22 protein-coding genes and 3 pseudogenes are annotated in these 23153 nt (G+C 46.9%); 17 read left to right on the top strand and 8 right to left on the bottom strand.

Annotation, left to right across the window (positions count from 1 at the left end; translation table 11 throughout):
* Positions 1-77 precede the first annotated feature (77 nt).
* The 7 genes from rfbD to MWG26_RS02345 all read right to left on the bottom strand — a co-directional run bounded on the left by rfbD (position 78) and on the right by MWG26_RS02345 (position 9541).
* Entirely contained in the window at positions 78-965 is an 888-nt protein-coding gene (gene rfbD / locus MWG26_RS02315; RefSeq protein ID WP_025654494.1) for a dTDP-4-dehydrorhamnose reductase, read from the bottom strand.
* Between the two features lie 29 nt (positions 966-994).
* Positions 995-2023 carry a dTDP-glucose 4,6-dehydratase gene (gene rfbB, locus MWG26_RS02320; RefSeq protein WP_117440875.1) on the bottom strand — a complete coding sequence of 343 codons (1029 nt, stop codon included), beginning with the start codon at positions 2021-2023 and terminating at the stop codon, positions 995-997.
* 43 nt (positions 2024-2066) lie between these two features.
* Positions 2067-2963, bottom strand: coding sequence for a glucose-1-phosphate thymidylyltransferase RfbA (gene rfbA, locus MWG26_RS02325; RefSeq protein ID WP_055152546.1), 897 nt, complete (start codon positions 2961-2963; stop codon positions 2067-2069).
* Between the two features lie 162 nt (positions 2964-3125).
* Positions 3126-4313: a MerR family transcriptional regulator gene (locus tag MWG26_RS02330; protein ID WP_025654496.1), complete on the bottom strand. Its 1188-nt coding sequence runs from the start codon at positions 4311-4313 to the stop codon at positions 3126-3128.
* A gap of 132 nt (positions 4314-4445) precedes the next feature.
* A complete protein-coding gene (locus MWG26_RS02335) occupies positions 4446-4589 on the bottom strand; it encodes a hypothetical protein (protein WP_153919697.1) in 144 nt (47 codons plus the stop codon).
* Positions 4590-4853: 264 nt separating this feature from the next.
* Positions 4854-7364 (bottom strand): hypothetical protein, encoded by a 2511-nt coding sequence (locus MWG26_RS02340; protein WP_117440876.1) that lies wholly within the window; start codon positions 7362-7364, stop codon positions 4854-4856.
* A 65-nt stretch (positions 7365-7429) separates the two neighbouring features.
* Complete coding sequence (locus MWG26_RS02345; protein ID WP_025654500.1) at positions 7430-9541, bottom strand: efflux RND transporter permease subunit; 2112 nt, start codon at positions 9539-9541, stop codon at positions 7430-7432.
* A gap of 309 nt (positions 9542-9850) precedes the next feature.
* Here MWG26_RS02345 and MWG26_RS02350 point away from each other — a divergent pair, with 309 nt between their 5' ends.
* The 6 genes from MWG26_RS02350 (at position 9851) to rplA (ending at position 12794) form a co-directional block, all read left to right on the top strand.
* Positions 9851-10456, top strand: coding sequence for a TetR/AcrR family transcriptional regulator (locus MWG26_RS02350; protein WP_025654501.1), 606 nt, complete (start codon positions 9851-9853; stop codon positions 10454-10456).
* Between the two features lie 152 nt (positions 10457-10608).
* On the top strand, positions 10609-10758 hold the full coding sequence (gene rpmG / locus MWG26_RS02355; RefSeq protein WP_009001657.1) for a 50S ribosomal protein L33: 150 nt from the start codon (positions 10609-10611) through the stop codon (positions 10756-10758).
* Between the two features lie 22 nt (positions 10759-10780).
* On the top strand, positions 10781-10981 hold the full coding sequence (secE, locus tag MWG26_RS02360; RefSeq protein WP_025654502.1) for a preprotein translocase subunit SecE: 201 nt from the start codon (positions 10781-10783) through the stop codon (positions 10979-10981).
* Between the two features lie 25 nt (positions 10982-11006).
* Positions 11007-11525 carry a transcription termination/antitermination protein NusG gene (gene nusG, locus MWG26_RS02365; protein ID WP_025654503.1) on the top strand — a complete coding sequence of 173 codons (519 nt, stop codon included), beginning with the start codon at positions 11007-11009 and terminating at the stop codon, positions 11523-11525.
* A 52-nt stretch (positions 11526-11577) separates the two neighbouring features.
* Positions 11578-12003, top strand: coding sequence for a 50S ribosomal protein L11 (rplK, locus tag MWG26_RS02370; protein WP_025654504.1), 426 nt, complete (start codon positions 11578-11580; stop codon positions 12001-12003).
* Between the two features lie 98 nt (positions 12004-12101).
* Positions 12102-12794, top strand: coding sequence for a 50S ribosomal protein L1 (gene rplA / locus MWG26_RS02375; protein ID WP_025654505.1), 693 nt, complete (start codon positions 12102-12104; stop codon positions 12792-12794).
* 169 nt (positions 12795-12963) lie between these two features.
* On the opposite strand, the gene MWG26_RS22875 is transcribed toward rplA, so the two are convergent.
* The gene (locus tag MWG26_RS22875) at positions 12964-13305 is read right to left on the bottom strand and encodes a hypothetical protein (protein ID WP_199679560.1); all 342 of its coding nucleotides are present in this window, start codon (positions 13303-13305) and stop codon (positions 12964-12966) included.
* A gap of 71 nt (positions 13306-13376) precedes the next feature.
* Here MWG26_RS22875 and MWG26_RS02385 point away from each other — a divergent pair, with 71 nt between their 5' ends.
* From MWG26_RS02385 to MWG26_RS02425, 11 genes and pseudogenes are all read left to right on the top strand, one after another.
* Positions 13377-14321 carry a DUF6017 domain-containing protein gene (locus MWG26_RS02385; RefSeq protein WP_118555767.1) on the top strand — a complete coding sequence of 315 codons (945 nt, stop codon included), beginning with the start codon at positions 13377-13379 and terminating at the stop codon, positions 14319-14321.
* A 36-nt stretch (positions 14322-14357) separates the two neighbouring features.
* Positions 14358-14831, top strand: coding sequence for a PcfB family protein (locus MWG26_RS02390; RefSeq protein WP_118555766.1), 474 nt, complete (start codon positions 14358-14360; stop codon positions 14829-14831).
* Positions 14828-15310: pseudogene (locus MWG26_RS02395) on the top strand (recombinase); the annotation flags it as partial. The gene MWG26_RS02390 and the pseudogene MWG26_RS02395, both read left to right, overlap by 4 nt.
* A 580-nt stretch (positions 15311-15890) precedes the next feature.
* A complete protein-coding gene (locus tag MWG26_RS02400) occupies positions 15891-17708 on the top strand; it encodes a reverse transcriptase domain-containing protein (protein WP_003504504.1) in 1818 nt (605 codons plus the stop codon).
* A gap of 105 nt (positions 17709-17813) precedes the next feature.
* A pseudogene (locus MWG26_RS02405) lies at positions 17814-18569 on the top strand (VirD4-like conjugal transfer protein, CD1115 family); the annotation flags it as partial.
* A gap of 499 nt (positions 18570-19068) precedes the next feature.
* Entirely contained in the window at positions 19069-19194 is a 126-nt protein-coding gene (locus MWG26_RS22670) for a hypothetical protein (protein WP_270629529.1), read from the top strand.
* 188 nt (positions 19195-19382) lie between these two features.
* Positions 19383-20102 carry a reverse transcriptase domain-containing protein gene (locus MWG26_RS22880; RefSeq protein WP_207658940.1) on the top strand — a complete coding sequence of 240 codons (720 nt, stop codon included), beginning with the start codon at positions 19383-19385 and terminating at the stop codon, positions 20100-20102.
* Between the two features lie 41 nt (positions 20103-20143).
* Positions 20144-21292 carry an RNA-dependent RNA polymerase family protein gene (locus MWG26_RS02410; RefSeq protein ID WP_330615971.1) on the top strand — a complete coding sequence of 383 codons (1149 nt, stop codon included), beginning with the start codon at positions 20144-20146 and terminating at the stop codon, positions 21290-21292.
* A 102-nt stretch (positions 21293-21394) separates the two neighbouring features.
* A pseudogene (locus MWG26_RS02415) lies at positions 21395-21937 on the top strand (type IV secretory system conjugative DNA transfer family protein); the annotation flags it as partial.
* Between the two features lie 64 nt (positions 21938-22001).
* A complete protein-coding gene (locus MWG26_RS02420; protein ID WP_002604482.1) occupies positions 22002-22217 on the top strand; it encodes a Maff2 family mobile element protein in 216 nt (71 codons plus the stop codon).
* Positions 22218-22299: 82 nt separating this feature from the next.
* Complete coding sequence (locus MWG26_RS02425) at positions 22300-23151, top strand: VirB6/TrbL-like conjugal transfer protein, CD1112 family (RefSeq protein WP_118555928.1); 852 nt, start codon at positions 22300-22302, stop codon at positions 23149-23151.
* Positions 23152-23153 lie beyond the last annotated feature (2 nt).

Consider the following 23153-nt stretch of genomic DNA (forward strand, 5'->3'; position numbering starts at 1 on the left):
CCTTGTTGAAAGGCCAAAAACATTCTTTCGGCCCTTGTATAACTAAGTTTATCTGCTCAGATCTCAGAACGTCTTTTCTAAAATTCAATTTCCTGTAAATATCTCCGCACGGCATCCTGCCATGTGGGGAGAAGTGTGAATCCATTTTCTGTCAGCTTGCTTTTGTCCAGCCGGCTGTTGAACGGGCGTTCAGCCTTTGATATGCCGTATTCCTCCGTAGTAACCGGAATGACGTTCAGCCGCTCGGGAGAGTATTCCGGCCGCCCCATCTCAAAAGCCTGGCGGAAGATTTCCTTGGTGAACTCATACCAGCTGATGTATCCACCTTCGTTTGTTGCATGATAGTAGCCGTATTTTTCTGTTTCAATCATATCTACTAATAATACTGCAAGGTCATAAGTATAAGTTGGAGTTCCGATCTGGTCGCTGACAACCTTTATGGTATCATGTGTCTTGCCCAGATTCAACATGGTTTTTATAAAATTTTTCCCGTTTTTTCCAAATACCCAGGCGATACGGACAATAAAATATTTGTCCAGTGTCCGGGAAACAGCCAGTTCTCCGGCCAGCTTTGTCTTACCGTATACGCTCAGTGGTTTATAATCTGTACAATCCGGCTGCCACGGTTCTGTGCCCTGGCCGTCAAATACATAGTCGGTGGAGAGATAGAGCATTTTGCAGTCCAGATCCCTGCAGACATCCGCTATGTTCTGTGTTCCGACTGCATTAACCAGACGTACTTTTTCTTTGTTGTCTTCCTCCTCAGCGGCATCTACCGCAGTCCAGGCAGCACAGTGTATCACCGCATCCGGATTGGTTTCTCTGATCACGCTGTTTACGGAAGCTGCATCGGTAATATCCATTTCCTCAATGTCAACACCTACAGCTTCATGGCCCCGTTTCCTCAGTTCATTGACACAGTCATACCCGAGCTGTCCTTTAACACCTGTTACTAAAACCTTCATATAGTCACTCCATTTCATTAAAAAACGAATTATAATTCCTGGCGGTTCCCATACATTTGTTCATAATAGTTCTGGTAATCGCCGGAAATAATGTTTTCCCACCAGTCTTTGTTATCCAGATACCACTGGATGGTCTTTTTGATGCCGTCCGCAAACTTTGTTTCCGGAAGCCAGCCAAGCTCATTATGGATTTTGGTTGGATCAATCGCGTAGCGCATGTCGTGGCCCTTGCGGTCTTCTACATATGTGATCAGGCTCTCTGGCTTGCCGAGTTCCTTACAGATGATCTTAACAATATCAATGTTTTTCATCTCGTTGTGTCCGCCGATATTGTAGACTTCCCCCACGCGTCCCTTGTGGATGATTAGGTCGATTGCCTTGCAGTGGTCTTCGACATAGAGCCAGTCACGGACATTTTCTCCCTTGCCGTAGACCGGGAGCGGTTTGTCGTTTAACGCATTCGCAATCATAAGCGGAATCAGTTTTTCCGGAAAATGATACGGCCCGTAGTTGTTAGAGCAGCGGCTGATGGTGACCGGAAGCCCATAGGTACGGTAGTAGGCCATTACAAGCAGGTCTGCTCCGGCCTTGGAGGAGCTGTAGGGGGAACTCGTGTGGATTGGCGTCTCCTCGGTGAAGAAGAGATCCGGTCTGTCCAGAGGCAGATCGCCGTATACCTCGTCGGTTGATACCTGATGGTAACGGGTGATGCCGTATTTGCGGCAGGCATCCATCAGTACGGCAGTTCCTTTGATGTTTGTATCCAAGAACACCTCCGGGTTCTCAATAGAACGGTCCACGTGGCTTTCAGCAGCAAAATTCACGACCATGTCAGGGTGTTCCTCTTCGAATAATTTCTCCACTGCAGCGCGGTCTGTGATGCTTTCTTTTACAAAACGAAAATTCGGGTTATCCATTACAGGTGCGAGAGTAGAGAGATTGCCTGCATAAGTCAGACAGTCCAGGCAGATAATGCGGTAGTCCGGGTAGTTGTCTAACATATGGAATATAAAGTTGCTTCCGATGAATCCGGCGCCGCCGGTTACGATTATTGTCATGGTGATAGTCTCCTTATAGTATATTCTTTGTTTTCAACTGTTATTAATGTAGGACATCCAGAAATTTTCCGTCCAGAACGTCCTTTAGATATTGGCCGTACTGGTTTTTCCTGAATATCTCATAGACCTCCAGAATGTCATCTTTGGTGATCCATCCGTTCATATAGGCGATTTCCTCCAGGCATGCAATCTTGCGGTGCTGGTGAGATTCCACCGTTTTAACAAAATTAGTGGCTTCCACGAGGCTCTCGTGAGTTCCGGTATCCAGCCAGGTGAAGCCCTGACCGAGCAGTTCCACATTCAAGCTGTTATTTTCAAGATAGATACAGTTCAGGTCTGTGATCTCCAGCTCTCCGCGGATCCCTGGCGTCAGGCTTTTTGCGTATTCTACAACCTTGTTGTCATAAAAATACAGGCCGGTAACACAGTAGTTGCTTTTGGGTGCTGCAGGTTTTTCCTCTATAGAAATGGCCTTTCCTTCGTTATTAAATTCAACGATTCCAAAACGCTCCGGATCATCCACATAATAGCCGAAAATGGTGGCACCTCTGCCTGATTCTGCGTTTTCGACTGCAGCTTTCAGCCTTTTTTTCAGCCCGTGGCCGGCAAAAATGTTATCGCCGAGTACCATGGCAACGGTATCATTTCCGATAAACTCTTCGCCGATGATAAACGCCTGAGCCAGACCGTCCGGGCTTGGCTGCACTGCGTAACTAAGCTCCACTCCGAACTGGTGTCCGTCGCCTAAAAGCTCCTTGAACCTGGGAGTATCCTGTGGCGTGGAAATAATTAAAATATCGCGGATGCCGGCATTCATGAGCACGGACATCGGATAATAAATCATGGGTTTATCATAGATCGGCAGTAACTGTTTGGAGGTTACCATTGTCAGAGGATAGAGGCGCGTCCCCGAACCTCCTGCTAAAATAATTCCTTTCATAAGAAATCTCCTTTATCTGTATGGACTACTGGTATCAAAGATTAGTTGTTCTGATTCAAGCTGTGTGTATATTATAAAAGGTGACCTAAGGTCACCTTCAAGCCTTTTCATAAATTCTTAAGAATTTTATGGAAAAAAACTCAGTTGGGCATGGATGAAGCATTACTTTTTGGGAGTGCAGATAAATAATCCGGCCTCCTTTGTAATATGAAACCCACCTGCTGTTTTCTTTTTTACAAATGCGCGGAATTCCGTATAATGTTCTGAAATATACTGATACTGGTTGCCGTGGCAGGAAAGAATATAGGAGATCAGCGGCTCCGGTTCCGGGATCAGCAGGGAGTCTTCGTAGAGTCTCCAGTCCGTTTCCGCAAAATATTCCTTTAGGATACCGGCGCCATTTTCAAGGCCAAATTTTTCATATAACTTGTCTGCCGAAAGCATGATTCTCTCGTCAAATTCATGTACAAGCCGGCTGACTTCCGCCATATGGCGGGAACTGTAGGCGCTGCACAAAAAGCGGCCGTCCGGTTTCAGAACACGCCGTACTTCGCTGCATACCTGTGGGATATCCTCGCAGTAGAAGAGCACATGGTTGGCAATAACCAGATCCAGGCTGTGCTCTTCGAAGGGAAGCCGGTGGCAGTCAAAGGCCTCAAAAGAAAAACGGGAGTCCTTTGCTCCAACAGCCCGGCGGGCATCCCGGAGCATTCCTTCAGAGATATCGGACAGTGTGATATGAACATGTGCCGGGAGTTTTGAAAGGTTTTCTTTCCAAAGTGTCCCGTCTCCGCATCCAATTTCAAGGATTTCCATTCCCGGCTCAATCCGGCACTGTTCACAGATCCATGGAAACCAGCCCTGTGGATTCTGGGAATATAGGCTGTGGAGATTGATTCTTGCAGAAATGTTAGAAGCATTCTGATACTGATTTTTCAAACTGCTTTCCATGCCGGTCAGATGGATGAGATTCAGCATCTGGCTCCAGTCAATGTTATGCTCCTTCTGAATCACTTCCGCGGTATCCTGGATTGCTTTTTCAACGAGCTGCATTTGCTCGATCCGATCCTGAACGAGCTTTAGCTGAATATGCAGTGAGTTCAGCATAAAGTGGTAATCGGAATCATTTATGGTCATCTGACGGATGTCATCCAGAGAGAAACCCAGGTACTTCAGCAAGAGAATCTGCTGAAGCCGCGCAAAATCGGCATCCGTATAAAAACGTGCTCCCGACTCTGTGACAAGAGAGGGTTTTAATATATCCTGTTTATCGTAATAACGGATTGTGCGCAGAGTGACATGAGCCATGCGCGCAAACTCACCGGAAGAATAGTAACCTGGCTTTTTCATTGCTTTCATCCTTTCGAAACTTGTCCGGCAGTAAGCTGCAGAATAAGATATTATAAAATATTATAAAGGGAAAACAAAGAAGAGGCAATGAATAGTTGTAATAATAACGCAGGCCCGGGCTGCTGCAAATAATTACTTGTCCATGTAAAGGCGCAGAAATTTTTCCTGCTGCTCGTCATCTGTCAGTCGGTCATAAAGAGTGCTGCAGTGCAGGATGCAAAACAAAACAAAGGTGATAAGACAAAACAAAAACACGCCTATTATAAAATAGATCATATAGCCCCTCCTTATGATATTTCTATACATCTTATTATATGCAGGCTAAGGCACAAATACTCCAATAATTTCACTGTACCAGGATTTTACGGCGAGATCATAAAGTTCTGCATCCGGGAGGAGATATCAAGAAATTATTTTAAAAATCAGACAGCAGCAAAATACCGCTGCAGTTCCGGCGCACATGAGAAATAAAAGTCATGTAACCGCCGGAACGAAGACAGTGTTTTGCTGCTGCCGAGGAATCAGACACGCTCTAGTACATTATTTATTAGAAACAAAGATGAATTTCACTTCACCATCCATTCCGTCTGAAATTCCGGAGAAATTCGTATATTTTTTGGAGGAATCTATCATCGTGTTCAGCTTATCAAGCAGTCCGTCGAGGTCTCCGTCAAATGCGCTGACCAGTTTTTTGATGCCTTCATCATTGAATTGAATCATGCCGTCATTCAGTGTTTTTGCGCCGTCATCAAGTTGTTTTACGCCGTCGATCAACGCGCCGGAACCGGTCTGCAGTGTCTGGATACCTGCCGCAAGCGTGCCTGCTCCGGTATTGAGGTCACCTGCACCGGAAGCGATCCGGGAAGCGCCTTCCATAAGGCTGGAAGCGCCATTGCTGGCCTCCCCCATCTTCTCGTGTAAGGTTCCTGCACCGGTGTTTACCTGAGACGCGCCTTCGGATAACTGCTTCAATCCGGCTGCAAGACCTGCATTCCCGTCGATCCCGCCAAGAACCTGTGATGTGCCGGCCTTGAGTTGGGAAACTCCCTGATTTACCTGTGTACTGAGTCCGTTCTCACCGTTAACTCCTTCATTAAGGGAGCCGATTCCGTCTTTTATGCTTGGGGTCTGGGTTGAAGCATCGCCGGTGTTGAGGGCTGCATTCAGCGCGGCAGAACCGGCCCGGATACTGGCGGTGCCAGTGCTGGAATCGCCGGTATTCAATGCATTATTTAGAGCAGATGCCGCATAGGTGATACTGGGCACTCCGTTGGAGGGATCCCCATCATTCAGCGCTGCACTTAAGAATGCTGCCCCGCCTGCAATACCGGGATTTGTACCATCTCCGTGGAAAGCAGTGTCTATTGCCGTGGCTCCTGCAGCAACCTCCTGGGCCAGAAGGGAAAGTGCGCTGTTATCCGATGCAGGAGCAGTATTGGCGAGGCTGTCCCGTTCGTTCTGGTCTGCCTGGAGGCTGCCAATCACGCCCTCGAGGGCTTCCAGTGTGCCTTCCGGCAGATCCTCACAGCCCTGGAGGGTGGTTTCCAGTTCCTGAAGCTGTGTCACTTCATCCCAGCTGCTGGTAGTATCGCCTGCAGCCTGACTCTCTGGGCCTGCTGACAGGGCATTGGCGAGCTGCCACGCGGCAGCGGACAGCTCACCGGTACCCGCGGCAGTCTCTTGTATACCGCTATTCAGATTCGCAGCCCCCGCAGCTGCCTGCTGGGTACCTGCGTCCAGAGCCGCGGCTCCGTCGCTTACCTGCTGGATTCCTGCATCCAGAGCCGCGGCACCGGCGGCGGTTTGGGCGATTCCGTCATTCAGGACAGCGATTCCCTGGCACAATGCAGGAAGCTGGGCACCAAGAGACTTCTGCATCTCCTGGACGCCTGCATCCAGTGCCTGAACTCCGGGGAGAAGCTCATCGGTCACCTTGCCGGAAACCAGATTCAATCCTGCATGGAGTTCTCCGGCGCCTGTGTTTAATGCGCCGGTTCCGTCCAGCAGCTGGGAGGCTCCTTCAGTCAGGGCAGCGCTTCCATCCCTGAGTTCATTGCTGCCTGTGGCCAGTGTTTCGGTTCCCTCCTTTAAGGCGCTGCTGCCCGAAACCAGCTGTCCGATTCCGTCCGTCAGTGTGCCGGAGGAGGAGAGCAGTGTATCCAGCCCGCTTTTCAGCTCTCCCGAACCGTCCACCAGCTGATTGGCAGAATCCTGCAGTTTATTCATGGAACTTTTCAGGTCGTTCAGATCATCCAGTTTATCCGTCTCCAGACTGTTAAATACATCGTTAGTTGCGATTGTAATACCCTCCACGGCATCATAGTCTGTTACGTCGGCCTCCAGCTCAAAATAATCCGGTATATCTAAATCAGTCACACCTAGGTTTTCCTTTACCTGGGGAAGCCCCATGCCGAGAGCCATGTCTCTGTCACCGTCGGAGACAAGTTTACCGTTCGTGATCTTAATATTCGTGAACTTATCAGCATCCAGAATCAGTCCGGTTACCATCAGAAACGGCGTATACTCACTGCCGTTTTTTCCCGATGTGTTCTGGTACTGGTAACGTATCAGCAGATGACCGTTTTTTCCCTGCAGCTCGCCGGCGCTGATGGATTTGCCGTCCAGCGTGTATGTGATTGTAACACCCACTGGCAGAGCCCGGGTTGTCGTCCCCTGATAGCAGATGTCCTTGCTGTCTCCATCCCAGGTGATGCTGCTGCTTTTCTGGGTAAATGGTTCATCGCCCTTGACATTCTCTATATTTTCCAGCGTGGAAACATCTTTAATTTCTGACGCGTCCTTCACATTTTTCAGCTGGTCAGACACCGTGACGGCTGTAACGGAGCCGCTGCCGTCTATTTTGGCATATACAGTTTCGTCCTTTACAGGCCTGACACGGGATTCGGATGTCTTGGTATCTTTGACAGCGGATTCCTCCGTCTTGGCCGTGTTCTCCTTTGCATAACAGGCGACAGGCACGGCCAGTGTGCCGGCTGCCATGGACATAGCCAGTGCGATTGCTACGAGTGTCTTATATTCTCTGTTTTTCATATCAGTTTACCTCCTCAATAAATCTGTTGACTCCAATTATTTATTCCCGCAGGGAATCCCTTAACTCAGACATTAGCGCAGGCCTCATCGGCCGGCTTCTCTTTCTTCTTGATACATCCGCGCATATCTTTCGTAGTAGCACAGATGACTCTGTCAAAGACCATCAGCATGGATGGCAGTATGAAAATAACTGTAAACATACTGATGACAGCTCCCCGGGCCATCAGGGTACATAGGGCGGATATCATATCAATATCGGAATAAAGCCCGACTCCAAATGTGGCGGCGAAGAAGCCCAGGGCAGACACAATAACCGAACTGACAGAAGCAGAAACCGCAATCTGTATAGAGTCCCTTTTTGCTTTTCCTCTGCAGCGCTCTTTTTTGTATCTGGTTGTCATCAGGATTGCATAATCAACGGTTGCCCCCAGTTGTATTGTTCCAATGACGATAGAAGCGATAAAGGGCATTTTTGTCCCTGTAAAATAGGGGATTCCCAGGTTAATGAAGATTGCAAATTCAATGACGGCAACAAGGATCACTGGCAGTGATATGGATTTAAACACGAGTGCGATTATGATAAATATGGCGATAATGGAAACCGCGCTAACCACCTTAAAATCCTTATCGGTGATCGTGATCAGATCCTTCGTACAGGGGGCCTCGCCGATCAGCATAGCGGAAGAATCGTATTTTTTTACAATATCATTCAGCACAGTGCATTGGTGGTTAACTTCGTCGGTCGCTACCTTGTATTCGGACTGTACCAGTATCAGCTGCCAGTCACCGGCCTTTAATGTCTCTGTCAGTCCGTCAGGTATGACATCCCGGGGAATGGCGGAGCCGATGAGACTGTCGAGCCCAAGCGCGAACTTGACCCCTTTCACATCGGACAGATCATCCAGCATCGCTTTTGCTTCCTTGGCCGGAAGATCTGCATTTGCCAGAACCATATGTGTGGCATTCATATCAAATTCGTCTGCCAGTTTGTCATTTGCCTTGATACTCTCCAGATACTTCGGCAGAGTTGCATCCAGGTTATAGTAAACTTCCGCTTTGCTGTATCCCCAGAGAGCGGGTAAGAGCAGTACGATGAAGAGGAGAATGAAAGCCTTAAAGCGTTTTGTTATAAACGTTGCAGGTTTCTCCATGCTCGGTATAATGGAGCGGTGCGTTGTTTTCTGAATCAGTTTGTCAAAAACAAGCAGGAAGGAGGGCAGTATGGTGACACAGCTTATGACACCAAATATGACGCCCTTTGCCATGACAATGCCGAGGTCTTTTCCAAGAGTAAAGCTCATAAAGCAAAGTGCAATGAAGCCGGCCACTGTTGTAACGGAGCTTCCGACCACAGAGGAAAATGTATTGGAAATCGCGTGGGCCATTGCCCGTTCCTTATCTCCCGGGTAACGCTGCTGGTTCTCCTGATAGCTGTGCCACAGGAAGATAGAGTAGTCCATGGTAACCCCAAGCTGGAGCACCGCGCTTAAAGCCTTAGTAATATAGGAAATCTCTCCGAGAAAGTAATTGGTTCCCATATTATAGAGGATTGCCATTCCAATACTCAGCATGAAGAAAACAGGCAGTATCCAGCAGTCCATAAATACAGAAAGCACAATACAGCTCAGGATAACGGCGATGAGTACATAGATTGGGGTTTCCTTTTCAGAAAGCTGCTTGATGTCGGTGACCACTGCAGACATGCTGCTCAGATAGCATTGTTTATTTGTAACACTGCGGATCTCCGTTATGGCATCCATAGTGCTGTCTGCGGAAGTCGTGTCATCAAAGAAGATCGCCATCAGAGTGGCATCCTCTGTTTTAAACACATCTTTTAGTTTATCAGGCAGGATATCAATGGGCATGGAAGTGTCCGCTATGGAATCATACCAAATGACGTCCGCAACGCCGTCTACACTTTTGATTTTCTCCTTTACTTCAGCCGCATCTTTGGTATTCATGCCTTCCACAACTTCCATTGCGAAAGCACCTTTTCCAAACTCATCCATCAGGATGTTCTGCCCCTTCATCGTATCGATATTATCAGGCAGATAATAAAGTATGTCGTAGTTGACTCTGGTTTTCAGGAATCCCAAAGCCGATGGTATCAGAAGTAAAATGCCGAGTATCAGGATGACAACCCGATACTTCACTATTTTTTTACCTGCATTCACCATGTTTCATGCCTCCCTTTTAAATTATGACTATTAGTCATTTTTAAGACTAAAAGTAATATACAATAAAAATGACCAAAAGTCAATAATATTCAAAAGAAAAGTTGACTTTGGGTCATTTTGAAATTATAATATAGAAAATTGCAACTGTTTTGTACAGGACTGTGGAAGCAAAAACAGGTGTGTGGAAATAGGATTCCGTTTTAAACAAGCCCCGGTACCCACGGCAGATTTCATGGGCTGGCGGCGTGTCTGTTTATGGCAGGGTTCTGGCCGGAAACGAAAAAATTAATCGAAAGAGTGGGGAAAATTATGGGAAAAGTTGACGAAAACAAGCAGCAGAAATTAGAGGCACTGTTTAAGAGTGCGTATGACTTGTTTCTGACACAGGGGATTTCCAAGACGTCGATCCACGATATCGTTCAGAAAGCAGGAGTGGCTAAGGGGACATTTTATCTCTATTTTAAAGACAAGTATGAGATTCGGGACAGGCTGATTGCCAAGACGGCAGGGCGGCTTTTCATGGCGGCCCACGATGCATTAGAGCAGGCTCAGATCCCGGCATTTGAAGACAAAATTATATTTATAGTAGATTATGTCCTGGATGAGATGGCGAAAAGCAGGGCGGTGCTGCGATTTATCTCTAAGAACCTGAGCTGGGGCATCTTCAGGCAGGCAATTACGAAAAATGAATCAGACGCCGAAATAGATGTCATGGGCTTCTTTCATAAAATGGTAACAGAAAATCCGGATGTAAAACTGAGGGCGCCCGAGACCATGCTTTTCCTTATTATAGAGCTTGCTAGTTCCACGTCTTACAGTACGATACTGGAGAACGACCCGATCAGTTATCAGGAGCTGAAGCCCTATCTGAATGAAAGCATCCGTGCAATTATAAGAAATCACGTGATTGAATAGCCGGAATTGGCGAAAAGGCTTGACTTCTGTCCGCTTGCTGTGGTACAATGCTCTAGCGAATGGAAGTAGGTCTTTTTTTTATGCCTAAATTTAGATGGCTTCGCAACCATCATGTAACACGTAGTGAATAAGAAAAAAGCGAGGTGGAAGTTGTGCGCACAAGAATCACACTGGAATGTACAGAATGCAAGCATCGTAATTACAACATGACCAAGGATAAGAAAGCTCATCCGGACCGCATGGAGACGAAGAAGTACTGTAAGTTCTGTAAATCACACACACTGCACAAAGAAACGAAATAGTCGTTGGAAGGAAGTGGATGGCATGGGTGAGAAAACAGCAAAAACTCAGAAGAAGAGCTGGTTCAAAGGGCTTCAGGCAGAGTTTAAGAAAGTCATTTGGCCAGACAAAAAAACACTTGCAAAACAGACCACGGCAGTCGTTTCGGTTTCTATATTATTGGGGGTATTGATTTCGGTAATCGATGCAATCCTAAAATATGGAATTGATCTGTTGGTTAAGTAAACAGCCGCAGCAGAAAGGTGATTTTATGTCAGAGGCAAAATGGTATGTAGTTCATACCTATTCCGGGTATGAGAACAAAGTAAAAGCAAATATTGATAAGGCAATTGAAAATCGTCATCTGGAAGATCAGATTCTGGAGGTCAGGGTTCCTATGCAGGAAGTGATCGAACTGAAGAACGGTGTCCAGAAAGCCAGCCAGAAGAAGATGTTTCCGGGATACGTCATGATTCATATGATTATGAATGACGATACCTGGTATGTAGTTCGTAATACCAGAGGCGTGACCGGCTTTGTTGGTCCCGGATCCAAACCTGTTCCGCTTGAGGAAGAAGAGATGAACAGACTCGGAATCAGGCAGGAGAACGTCATCGTAGAGTTTGCAGTAGGCGATACCGTGACCGTGCTCAGCGGTGCATGGGAAGGGACTGTGGGTGTCATTCAGTCTTTGAATGAGCAGAAGCAGAGCCTGTCTATCAATGTAGAGCTGTTTGGCCGTGAGACACCGGTTGAACTCGGTTTCGCAGAAGTAAGAAAGATGGATTAAAAACCGTGGGAGGGATTCAGATCCCGCCAATACCACAAGGAGGTAATTAAAAATGGCAAAAAAAGTAGAAGGTTATATTAAATTACAGATTCCAGCTGGTAAAGCTACACCAGCACCACCGGTAGGTCCTGCGCTTGGACAGCACGGTGTGAATATCGTTGAATTTACAAAGCAGTTCAACGCAAGAACAGCAGACCAGGGAGACCTGATCATTCCTGTTGTTATCACAGTATACAATGACAGAAGCTTCAGCTTCGTAACAAAGACACCGCCGGCAGCAGTTCTGATCAAGAAAGCCTGCAACATCAAATCCGGTTCAGGTGTTCCGAACAAGACAAAAGTTGCGACGATCACAAAAGCTCAGTTAGAAGAGATCGCAAAGACAAAGATGCCGGACTTAAATGCTGCAACACTTGAGGCAGCTATGAGCATGGTAGCAGGAACATGCCGTTCCATGGGTGTAGTTGTTGAAGAATAGTAGATTAAGTAAGGTATTTTCGAGCTTAGTACACTTAACGAAGTTGAAATAAGTGGGAGGGGCACGATCCCGCCAATACCACAAGGAGGTTATTTAAGATGAAACGAGGAAAAAAATATATCGAAGCTGCGAAACTGATCGAAAAGGGAAACCTGTACGAGAAGGCAGACGCAGTAGCATTAGTTAAAAAAGCAGCAGTAGCTAAATTTGACGAAACAATCGAAGCTCATATCAGAACAGGTTGTGACGGACGTCATGCAGACCAGCAGATTCGTGGTGCAGTTGTACTGCCGCACGGAACAGGTAAAAAGGTTCGTATCCTTGTATTTGCGAAAGATGCAAAAGCTGAAGAGGCGAAAGCAGCTGGAGCAGATTACGTGGGAGGCGATGAACTGATCCCGAAGATCCAGAACGAGGGATGGTTTGAATTTGATGTTGTCGTAGCTACACCTGACATGATGGGCGTTGTTGGACGTCTCGGACGTGTACTCGGACCAAAAGGTCTGATGCCTAACCCGAAGGCCGGTACAGTTACTATGGATGTAACAAAAGCCATCAACGACATCAAAGCTGGTAAGATTGAGTACAGATTGGACAAAACAAACATTATCCATGTGCCGATCGGTAAGGCATCCTTTACCGAAGAACAGTTAGCGGACAACTTCCAGACGCTTATCGATGCAATCATCAAGGCAAAACCGGCAGCTGTTAAAGGTCAGTATTTGAAGAGTGTAACACTGACATCCACAATGGGACCTGGTGTAAAAATCAACCCAATGAAGCTTGCTTAATCAGAATTTGATGACATAGAGAAAAAAGTCCTGCCTTTAAGCGCGGTGAGATAAGAAAACAAGCAAAAACCCTTATATCATCGCGTTTTAAGGACAGCGGGCAAACAGGTTACAAGTGAATAACCAAGCAAAAGGGACGTTATCGAAAGATAGCGTCCCTTTCTGCATACTACGCCGCAGCTTCAAAGAAGTTGTGGCGTTTTTTTATGCCCGCAGGAAAGGAGGCGCAGCCGGAATGTATTTCACAAAGGGCAAGCAGCGGGCATTTGAACTGCTCATGCAGCAGAAGCCGGGATTTGACCGCTATCAATCCGGTTGTGCCGGAGATGATGAAGATTGCGGCACTTGCCGTTTCTACCGCCCACAATGGAAATATGAGTTTTGCGTTTTCAAAAAGTGTCCCTATTGCCCCGGCAAAAGGACGCGGAAAACGCCCGCCAGCATGGACAAATAGACGGGCAAAAGCCCTTGTGCCATGCGGCTTTGCAGACGCGAAAACGGCAAAGGGCATATTGCAATACCAAAACCGCCGAAAACGGCTTTCTAATTGTCCACGCAGATCAAGAGAGGAAGTGAGGAAAAATGGCAGTTTTCAGAGTGGAGCGAAATACGGGATATACCGTTATGAGCAACCACCACTTGCGCAACAAGGAATTGTCCTTAAAGGCAAAGGGCTTGTTGTCGCAAATGCTGTCTTTGCCGGAGGATTGGGATTATACCCTTGCGGGCTTATCCCATATCAACCGGGAGAAGATCGACGCAATCCGCGAAGCGGTAAAGGAACTCGAAAAAGCCGGATATATCGTGCGCAGCCGGGAACGCGACGAAAAGGGACGCTTGCGGGGCGCGGATTACGTCATATACGAGCAGCCGCAGCCGCGAGAGCCGGAAGCAGCTACCAGCGGCGGACAGCCGCCTATATTGGATTTACCTACATTGGAAAATCCAACATTGGATAATCCAACGTTGGAAAAACCTACGCAGGAAAAACCTACGTTGGAAAATCCAACGCAATTAAATAAAGATATATCAAGTAAAGAACAATCAATTACTGATTTATCAAGTACCCATTCCTTTCCATTCCATTCCCTAAATCCCTTGCCCTTCGAACAGGGCAAAGCGGCTACGCCGTCGGAAAGGAAAAGAACGGAAGCGAAAAGCAATAGCGCAGTAGAGATTTACAGGGAGATTATCAAGGACAATATCGAATACGACCATCTCATTCAAAACTGCAAAATTGACAAAGACCGCTTGGACGAGATTGTTGACCTTATGCTGGAAACCGTCTGCACAGCGCGAAAGACAATCCGTATTGCCGGGGACGACTACCCCGCCGAATTAGTGAAATCAAAGTTTTTGAAGCTGAACAGCAGCCATATTGAGTTCGTTTTGGATTGCATGAGGGAGAACACAACCAAAGTGCGCAACATCAAGCAGTATCTAAAAGCGGTGCTGTTCAACGCGCCGAGTACCATTGACAGCTACTATACCGCCCTTGTCAATCACGACTTATACGGCGGCGAATGAGCATAGCCGCACTTTACCGGGAAAGGAGTTGATACCTTGCAGGAAGAAGTAACCCAAAAAACGATTGCCCTATACGTCAAAGTGGGAAAAGGCGCGGCGCGGCTTACCGAACAGGCGTTGCAGAAAGCAATCCAAAAGTTTTTGGAGCAGAAAAGCAAGCCCGCACATGGGAAACAGACCATGCGGCAGCTTATGAAGCAGAACGCGGGCGTTTCCAACATCGAGATCACCGACAGCAATATTAAAGCCTTTGAGAGTACGGCGAAGAAATACAACATAGATTTTTCGCTGAAAAAGGTTAAGGGTGAACAGACCCGTTACCTTGTGTTTTTCAAAGGCCGGGACGCAGACGTTATGACCGCAGCGTTTCAAGAGTTTTCTGCAAAGAAGCTGAACCGGGATAAAAAGCCCTCTATCCGCAAAGCCCTTGCCGCTGCAAAGGACAAGGCGAAGCAGCTTAACGCCGCCCGCGACAAGGTAAAGAAAATGGACAGGGGGCGCGAGATATGAAGCAGATAAACTACAAAAAGCTGATACTTCCGAATATCCCCTATGTGTTCTTTGTCTATCTCTTTGATAAAGTCGGACAGGCGGTGCGGCTTGCCCCCGGCGCGGATATATCCGCAAAGATACTGAATATCACAAAAGGATTTTCCGCAGCCTTTGAAAACGCCTTGCCGAGCATTTACCCTCTGGATTTGCTTGTCGGCATTGTCGGCGCGGTGGTTATCCGCTTGATTGTCTATGTCAAAGGGAAAAACGCGAAGAAATACCGCAAGGGCGCGGAGTACGGCTCTGCCCGATGGGGCAACGCCGAAGATATAAAGCCCTACATAGACCCGGAGTTTCAAAACAACATCATTTTGACGCAGACGGAACGGCTTACCATGAACAGCCGCCCGAAGCAGCCGAAGTACGCGAGAAATAAGAACGTCGTCGTGATCGGCGGCAGCGGCAGCGGAAAAACAAGGTTTTTCGTCAAGCCTAGTGCGCCCGTAAGGGCGGTATAAATCCTACCTTGAGCAAGTAGTAGGTAAAAGTATCAAGCGGCATTGTGCCGCAACCTATCATTCCCCGTCTTACCCCAAAAGGGAAACCGGAGGGCGACCATAGCATGACGGAGGACACGGGGCGCTGAAGCCTCAGAAGCGCCGGCGTGACGGAATGAAAATCCACGTATGAGGATGGAAGCTAGACTGCTTGAATGACAGCCTGAAATCGGGACCAAGAGCGTACCCCTGACGTAGAGAGGTTGTACTCGTCAGTGTTCCTGACAGTCGCATTGTTTGGCTATGCGGCTGCTGATACTCGGAGCAGGTTCAGCCACGGGAAAGTGGAAAAAGGCGAACGTCACATACCGACAACGTGGAACGCTTGTTTATACCGTACTAAACGGGGATTGCCTAAAGTGAAATGCCGAAAGGCTATGAAAACGCTGAAATGCGGGGTTCTGAATATTCACCATGGCAACAGAGTTCCCATAGTAGTCTGCGGACGGGAAAGCCGTCTACATGGCAAAGGGGAACAGTGAATCATTTTCAAAACAGAAAGGATGGTGTGTGAGACACTATGAGAAATCCGATTCATGTCTTGAAAAGCCTTGAAGAAAAGGCAAGTGTAAGTAACTACAAATATGAAAGATTATATCGCAACCTATACAATCCAGAGTTCTATCTCCTTGCATATGCGAACATTGCGAAATCGCAGGGGAGCATGACGCAGGGGGTAGACGGGCAGACGCTGGACAACATGAGCCTGCCGAGAATTAACCGGATTATTGAATCCATACGCAACAGGACATATCAGCCAAAGCCTGCAAAAAGAAAGTACATTCCTAAAAAGAACGGGAAACTTCGCCCGTTGGGAATCACTTCTACTGATGATAAGTTAGTGCAGGAAGTGGTCAGAATGATTCTTGAAGCAATCTATGAGCCGACATTCAGCAACAATTCACACGGTTTCAGACCAAAAAGAAGCTGTCACACGGCACTTACGCAAGTGAAGAAAAACTTCACAGGTGTTACATGGATTGTCGAGGGAGACATTAAGGCGTGCTTTGATAACTTCGACCATCATGTGTTGGTTGAATTACTGCGGAAAAGGATTTCAGACGAGGCTTTTATCGGTCTAATCTGGAAGTTCCTGAAAGCCGGATATATGGAACAATGGCAGTACAACTGCACCTACTCCGGTGTTCCGCAGGGCAGCGGTATCAGTCCGATATGTGCAAACATCTACCTCAGCGAACTGGACAACTATATGCAGGAATACAAAGAAAAGTATGATTGCGAGCCAGAACGCAGAAGGACGACCAGAGAATACGAGCGGGCGTCCCGGAGATACAGAAAGGCACGTAAAGCGTTAATGGGCGCAGAAAAATCAACTCCTGAACTGGTAAAAGAATTTAAGGATTCCAGAAGGAAGAAGATGAATCAGCACTATTACAATCCGTTTGAGGAAGGCTTCAAGAAAATCCAGTACAACCGTTACGCCGATGATTTTGTAATCGGCGTTATCGGCTCCAAAAAGGACGCAGAAAAAATCAAGGAAGATGTAAAAATCTTTCTCCAAGAAAAACTGCATTTGGAAATGTCCGAGGAAAAGACGAAAGTCACCCATTCCAGTAAGCCGGTACGCTATCTGGGGTACGATTTCAAAGTAATCCATTCCAAGAACATGAAGCGTTGTAAAAACGGCGACATGAAACGGGTGTGGTATGGAAAAGTATTCCTGTATATGCCGAAAGAAAAATGGATTAAAAAAGCGATGGAACGGGGAGCGATACAGGTGAAACGCAACAATGACACAGGCAAAGAAATGTGGCGGCCTATGCCAAGGAAAGACCTGATGAACCGCAGCGACGCAGAGATTGTGTCTACTTTCAATTCCGAAATTCGAGGGTTATATAACTTCTATCGGATAGCAGAAAACGTAGGCGCATTGCACAAGTATTACTACATGGTGCGGTACAGCATGTTAAAAACTCTGGCAGGAAAGCACAGAACGAATGTCAGTGTTATTAAGAAGCGGCACATGGTAAACGGAGTACTGAGAATCCCATACGATACAACTAAGGGACGTAAATACTGCGAATTTTACCATGATGGATTCAGAAAGCACAGCGACGGCTATGACAATGTGGCAGACGTTATGCCGAGTTATAGGAAATATGACAGCAGGCACACGATAGTAAACCGCATAAAAGCCGGAGTATGCGAGATTTGCGGGGAACATGCAGACTATTTATGTATGCACCACGTAAGAACGCTGAAATCGCTGAAAGGCAGGGATATATTTGAGCAGAAAATGCTGAAAATGAGAAGAAAATCTCTGGCTCTCTGCCCTGACTGCTTTGAACTCTTACACGAAACCAAAGAATCAAGGTGATTCATGGAAAGCCGGATACGCTGAGAGGTGTACGTCCGGTTTGGGAGGCGGCTCCCTGAAACCTACTGATGAAAGTCAGCAAGGCGCAGGGTGCCTACCTCATATTTAATGCAGCTTCATTCCTCTTACGTCTTGACAGACCCGAAAGGTACGGTTTTGATTGAGTGCGGGAAGCTGCTGCAACGGGCAGGCTACCGCATTAAGGTATTGAATACGATTAACTTCAAAAAATCCATGCACTACAACCCCTTTGTGTATATCCGCAGCGAGAAAGATATTTTGAAGCTGGTAAATACGTTGATAGCGAATACCAAAGGTGAGGGCGAAAAAAGCGCAGAGGATTTTTGGGTAAAGGCAGAACGGCTTTTGTATTGCGCGTTGGTGGGCTACATCTGGTACGAAGCCCCCGCAGCGGAAAAGAACTTTATTACCCTGTTGGAACTTATCAACGCCAGCGAAGCCCGCGAGGACGACGAGGAATATCAAAGCCCCGTCGATCTGCTGTTTGCCGACTTGGAGGAACGCGACCCCGACCATTTCGCGGTGAAGCAGTACCGAAAGTACAAATTAGCGGCGGGCAAGACAGCAAAATCAATCCTTATTTCTTGCGGTGCGCGGCTTGCCCCTTTCGATATAAAGGAACTCCGCGATCTCATGTCCTACGACGAATTAGAACTTGATACGTTAGGCGACAGAAAGACCGCGCTTTTTCTCATAATGAGCGATACGGACAGCACGTTTAATTTTGTTATCGCTATGCTGCAATCGCAGCTTTTCAATTTGCTTTGCGACAAGGCCGACGATGAATACGGCGGCAAACTGCCCGTCCATGTGCGGTGCTTGTTAGACGAGTTTGCAAACAGTGTGACACGTTCTACGCCCAAAACGGTGGGAATAACCGACAAAAGCGTAGCCTAAAGTCACAAATAACTTAATAAATGTGGTTTTAGAGAACTGCATAACTGAAATCTCAAATGAAGGGGCAACGCCCGGAAGGGGATTCACTAATACTCCGAATAGCGTCAGCCGGATACAGACGGCTGGGGTTATCGAGCTCGGGGAAGTCGTGCGAAGCACACCCTAACGCCGGAAGGCGAGGAAAGATTCGTAGAGGTACGGGTTGTGTGTGACAGTGCGGGTGGGGTTGCCATATGGTTAGAATGACCAAAAAGGCGGTCTGACAAAGTTCCGAATGTACGGCTCTAAACGAATGGCTTGTAGAAATGCAAGTGTACCAGAGGTACGCAAGCGGGGCAAAGTAAAAGTTGTTAGTATGAAATGCCCTCTGCGCTTACAGGGCGCAGGTATCTTAAGGATTCTCCTTGAAGATAATGCTTGCAGGGCTAAAGGAACGACCTAAGTGGCAACAATCCTAAGTTATGTGGAACGTGGAAAGCAGCCAATACGGGAGCTGACTGTATCAGCGGCAAAGTACCGTATTTGTGTCGAAAAGGAAGAAGCACAGAAAGAACTTCTTCTACAATAAGCACATTAATGGTTGTGAGAGTAGAGGCACAGTACCTGTGAAGCCGTGATAATAAGCGGTGGAGGGATAGCCTCAAGCCGATACTAAGATTTTCTTTCATGTCTATATAGTAATCACCAAAAGGAGATTTTCATAGCTGTCGTGGTGCGACTAAGAAAAAATCATTCTCCGACAAGGAGCTGGTTACTATGGCAAAACGAATTGTAAATAGAGCAGAGCGGAATGCAGAAAGATATGACGCTAAAGAAACAGGCTATCAGTTATATGAAAACAGCCTGAACGCTAAGATATTTGACAGGCTCATGCCACTGATAGTGTCAGAGCAGAATATCATGCTTGCGTACCGCAACATCTGCAAAAGCGGGGGAAGCAAAACCCCCGGCACAGACGGGAAAACGATTGAAGCAATACAGTCACTTCCCATCGAAACGGTCATTAAAACTGTCAGAAACAAGTTGAACTATTATCAGCCCAAAAAGGTCAGACGGGTAGAAATCCCCAAAGATAACGGAAAGACCAGACCATTGGGGATTCCGAGTATCTGGGACAGACTGATACAGCAGTGTATCCTACAGATACTGGAGCCGATTTGTGAAGCGAAATTCCATGAGCGGAACAACGGTTTCAGACCATACAGGTCAACACAGAATGCAATCGCACAGTGTTATAAAATGGCACAGTTGCAAAATCTGCACTTTGTAGTTGACGTGGACATTGTTGGCTTCTTTGATAATATCGACCACGGTAAGCTCATTCGGCAGTTGTGGGGGATTGGAATACAGGACAGAAAGCTGATTATGATTATCAAACAGATGCTAAAGGCAGAAATCCTGTTCAATGACATAACCATTGAGCCAGAAACAGGTACTCCACAGGGGGGATTCTATCCCCACTTCTTGCAAATGTAGTATTGAATGAACTGGACTGGTGGATAGCCGGTCAGTGGGAAATGTTTAAAATCAGAGAGGGAAAAACAGGTTTAGAGTTTGACAAGACTGATAAAGAGGGAAACGTCCTTACAGTGGACAGAACGCAGAAGTGGAATAAGCTGAGAGCAAAAACCGGACTGAAAGAAATGTATATCGTAAGATATGCGGACGATTTTAAGTTGTTCTGCCGGGATTATGCAACAGCAAAGAAAGTAATGTGTGCCACAAAACTCTGGCTTGCAGAGAATCTTCATTTGCAGACCAGCGATGAAAAATCGGGAATCACAAACCTGCAAAAGAATTATACGACTTTTCTTGGAATTAAGTTTAAAGTCGTGCCAAAAGGCAGTAAGTGGATAATACGCTCCCACATAGCAGACAAGAGCAAAGTTAAGGTCATTAAAAAACTGAGCGACGTTTGGAAAGATATAAAAAACCCGAGCAAGCAAAGCGAGATTGACCGCAATATCAGCCTTTATAATGCTATGGTCATGGGAATGCACAATTACTACTGTATGGCAACGATGGTATCAGCAGACTTTGCGGAAATCTCTTATAAAGTCAACGGGAAAAGTAACGGCATGAATCATAACAACCGCAGTTTCCCCATTGAGCGGCAAGGAGAGATTACCAGCAAGTTCATACAGGAGAAGTATGGGAAATCAAAGCAGTTCCGATGGATAAAGGGAAGAATGATTATCCCGGCAGGATATGTGGCATATGAATATCCGAAATATAAAAGGCGTGAAGTCAACAAATATGCAAGGAAATATTCAGACATCGAAAACTGTATCAGTTACGAGGTCATGAAGTATATGATGGAAAACGCCCATCTCTATCCAACGTTGGAGATGGCAGACAACGCTCTGTCAAGATATATATCGCAAAGAGGGAAATGTGCGGTAACACACAATGCGCTGACAGTTTCAGACATGGTGTGCCAGCATATCAAACCTTGCAAGGGAGAGCGGAATGACACATACAAGAATTTAATTCTCTTGTCAAAAGAAGTGTCAAAACTGGTAGGTGCAACGAAAACTACAGTAATAGGTAAGATACTTGCAGACCTGCCATTGACCGAAGAAATGCAAAATAAAATCAATAAGTTCCGAAAACACAGGGAGCTGGAAGAAATACAATTCGAGAACTATATAGGCACTAAAAAGTAATCTTAGTCGGTGGAACGCCGTGTGATGGGAAACTATCACGCACGGTGTGGAGCGGGGGAAAAGCCCGAGGTGGAAACACCAGAGGCTTACCTATCGCTATTCGGGCAAATCCCGCAGTTTGAAAAATTGATTGCCACAATCCGCAGCCGGGAAATATCGGCTTCTATCATTCTGCAATCGCAGAGCCAGCTAAAAGCCATTTACAAGGACGCGGCAGAAATCATACTTGACAATGCCGACAGCACCTTGTTTTTGGGAGGGCGCGGGAAAAATGCAAAGGATATTTCGGAAAACTTGGGACGGGAAACAATCGACAGTTTCAACACTTCCGAAAATCGCGGCACGCAGGTTTCTCATGGCCTCAATTATCAAAAATTGGGAAAGGAGTTGATGACACAGGACGAAATCGCAGTTATGGACGGAGGAAAATGTATTTTGCAGTTGCGCGGCGTGCGCCCATTTTTCAGCGACAAATACGATATAACGCAGCACCCGAACTACAAGTACCTTTCCGACTTCGACAAGAAAAACGCTTTTGACGTTGAACGGTATATGTCCACCCGTCCGGCAATCGTAAAGCCCGACGAACCTTTTGACATATACGAAATAGATTTGTCCGACGAGGACGCAGCCGCCGAAACGTAACGGCGGCATTTTTATTTCCCACAACATTTTTTGAGCCGTTTTAGCGGCAGAAAGCGAGGTTTATATGGATTTTTTCAACAGCGCAGTTGACGTATTGCAGACTTTGGTAATCGCGCTTGGCGCAGGACTTGGCATTTGGGGCGGCATTAACCTCATGGAGGGGTACGGCAACGATAACCCCGGCGCGAAATCGCAGGGCATGAAACAGCTTATGGCGGGCGGCGGCGTCGCCTTGATTGGCCTTACCCTTGTCCCGCTGCTCTCCGGCCTGTTTGGATAATGCCACAACCTAATACTACCCGCCGCGCCCTCTCGGAAACGGGAGGGCGCGGGAAAGGAGGGATTAGCTTTTGATATGGCAGATGATTGAAGATTGGTTCCGGGGCATTTTGACAGACGGAATACTCTCTAATCTCTCCGGGCTGTTCGACAGCGTAAATACAGAGGTTGGAGAAATCGTAACGCAAGTCGGCACAACCCCCGCCGGGTGGAACGCGGGTATATTCAATATGATACGCAGCCTTTCGGAAAACGTCATTGTGCCGATTGCGGGCGTTATCATTACCTTTGTCATGTGCTACGAACTAATCCAGCTTGTAATTGAGAAAAACAATCTGCACGATCTCGACACTTGGATATTTTTCAAATGGATTTTCAAAACCTTTGTTGCGGTGCTGCTGGTAACAAATACTTGGAACATCGTCATGGGTGTTTTCGACGTTACGCAGAGCGTCGTCAACGACAGCGCGGGCGTTATCCTATCCGACACAAGCATAGATATTGCAACCGTTATCACCGACATAGAAGCAAAGCTGGACGCTATGAGCGTCGGCGGGCTTTTGGGGCTATGGTTTCAATCCCTCTTTGTGGGGCTTACCATGAAAGCCCTCTCTATCTGCATTATGCTTGTGGTGTACGGTCGCATGATTGAAATATACCTTGTAACGAGTATTGCCCCTATCCCCGTTGCGACAATGGTAAATCACGAATGGGGCGGCATGGGACAGAATTATTTGAAATCCTTGCTTGCCCTCGGTTTCCAAGCGTTTTTAATTCTTGTGTGCGTCGGCATTTACGCGGTATTGATACAGACAATCGCAGCAACCGACGACATATCCGGCGCGATCTGGTCTTGCATGGGCTATACCGTCCTCTTGTGTTTTACGCTTTTCAAGACGGGAAGCCTTGCAAAATCCGTATTCAGCGCGCATTAAAG

The sequence above is a fragment of the Faecalicatena contorta genome, assembly GCF_022835095.1.
Taxonomy (GTDB): domain Bacteria; phylum Bacillota; class Clostridia; order Lachnospirales; family Lachnospiraceae; genus Faecalicatena; species Faecalicatena contorta.

Bases quoted from the DNA above. Each gene is read 5' to 3' on its own strand.
- rfbD (WP_025654494.1), bottom strand. From the start codon at position 965: ATGAAGGTTTTAGTAACAGGTGTTAAAGGACAGCTCGGGTATGACTGT.
- nusG (WP_025654503.1), top strand. From the start codon at position 11,007: ATGTCAGAGGCAAAATGGTATGTAGTTCATACCTATTCCGGGTATGAG.
- MWG26_RS02400 (WP_003504504.1), top strand. From the start codon at position 15,891: ATGAGAAATCCGATTCATGTCTTGAAAAGCCTTGAAGAAAAGGCAAGT.
- MWG26_RS02350 (WP_025654501.1), top strand. From the start codon at position 9,851: ATGGGAAAAGTTGACGAAAACAAGCAGCAGAAATTAGAGGCACTGTTT.
- MWG26_RS02345 (WP_025654500.1), bottom strand. From the start codon at position 9,541: ATGGTGAATGCAGGTAAAAAAATAGTGAAGTATCGGGTTGTCATCCTG.
- MWG26_RS02410 (WP_330615971.1), top strand. From the start codon at position 20,144: ATGTTTAAAATCAGAGAGGGAAAAACAGGTTTAGAGTTTGACAAGACT.
- MWG26_RS02335 (WP_153919697.1), bottom strand. From the start codon at position 4,589: ATGATCTATTTTATAATAGGCGTGTTTTTGTTTTGTCTTATCACCTTT.
- MWG26_RS22880 (WP_207658940.1), top strand. From the start codon at position 19,383: ATGGCAAAACGAATTGTAAATAGAGCAGAGCGGAATGCAGAAAGATAT.
- MWG26_RS22875 (WP_199679560.1), bottom strand. From the start codon at position 13,305: ATGCCCTTTGCCGTTTTCGCGTCTGCAAAGCCGCATGGCACAAGGGCT.
- rplA (WP_025654505.1), top strand. From the start codon at position 12,102: ATGAAACGAGGAAAAAAATATATCGAAGCTGCGAAACTGATCGAAAAG.
- MWG26_RS02385 (WP_118555767.1), top strand. From the start codon at position 13,377: ATGGCAGTTTTCAGAGTGGAGCGAAATACGGGATATACCGTTATGAGC.
- MWG26_RS02340 (WP_117440876.1), bottom strand. From the start codon at position 7,364: ATGAAAAACAGAGAATATAAGACACTCGTAGCAATCGCACTGGCTATG.
- MWG26_RS02330 (WP_025654496.1), bottom strand. From the start codon at position 4,313: ATGAAAAAGCCAGGTTACTATTCTTCCGGTGAGTTTGCGCGCATGGCT.
- MWG26_RS02420 (WP_002604482.1), top strand. From the start codon at position 22,002: ATGGATTTTTTCAACAGCGCAGTTGACGTATTGCAGACTTTGGTAATC.
- secE (WP_025654502.1), top strand. From the start codon at position 10,781: ATGGGTGAGAAAACAGCAAAAACTCAGAAGAAGAGCTGGTTCAAAGGG.
- rfbB (WP_117440875.1), bottom strand. From the start codon at position 2,023: ATGACAATAATCGTAACCGGCGGCGCCGGATTCATCGGAAGCAACTTT.
- MWG26_RS02425 (WP_118555928.1), top strand. From the start codon at position 22,300: ATGATTGAAGATTGGTTCCGGGGCATTTTGACAGACGGAATACTCTCT.
- rfbA (WP_055152546.1), bottom strand. From the start codon at position 2,963: ATGAAAGGAATTATTTTAGCAGGAGGTTCGGGGACGCGCCTCTATCCT.
- rplK (WP_025654504.1), top strand. From the start codon at position 11,578: ATGGCAAAAAAAGTAGAAGGTTATATTAAATTACAGATTCCAGCTGGT.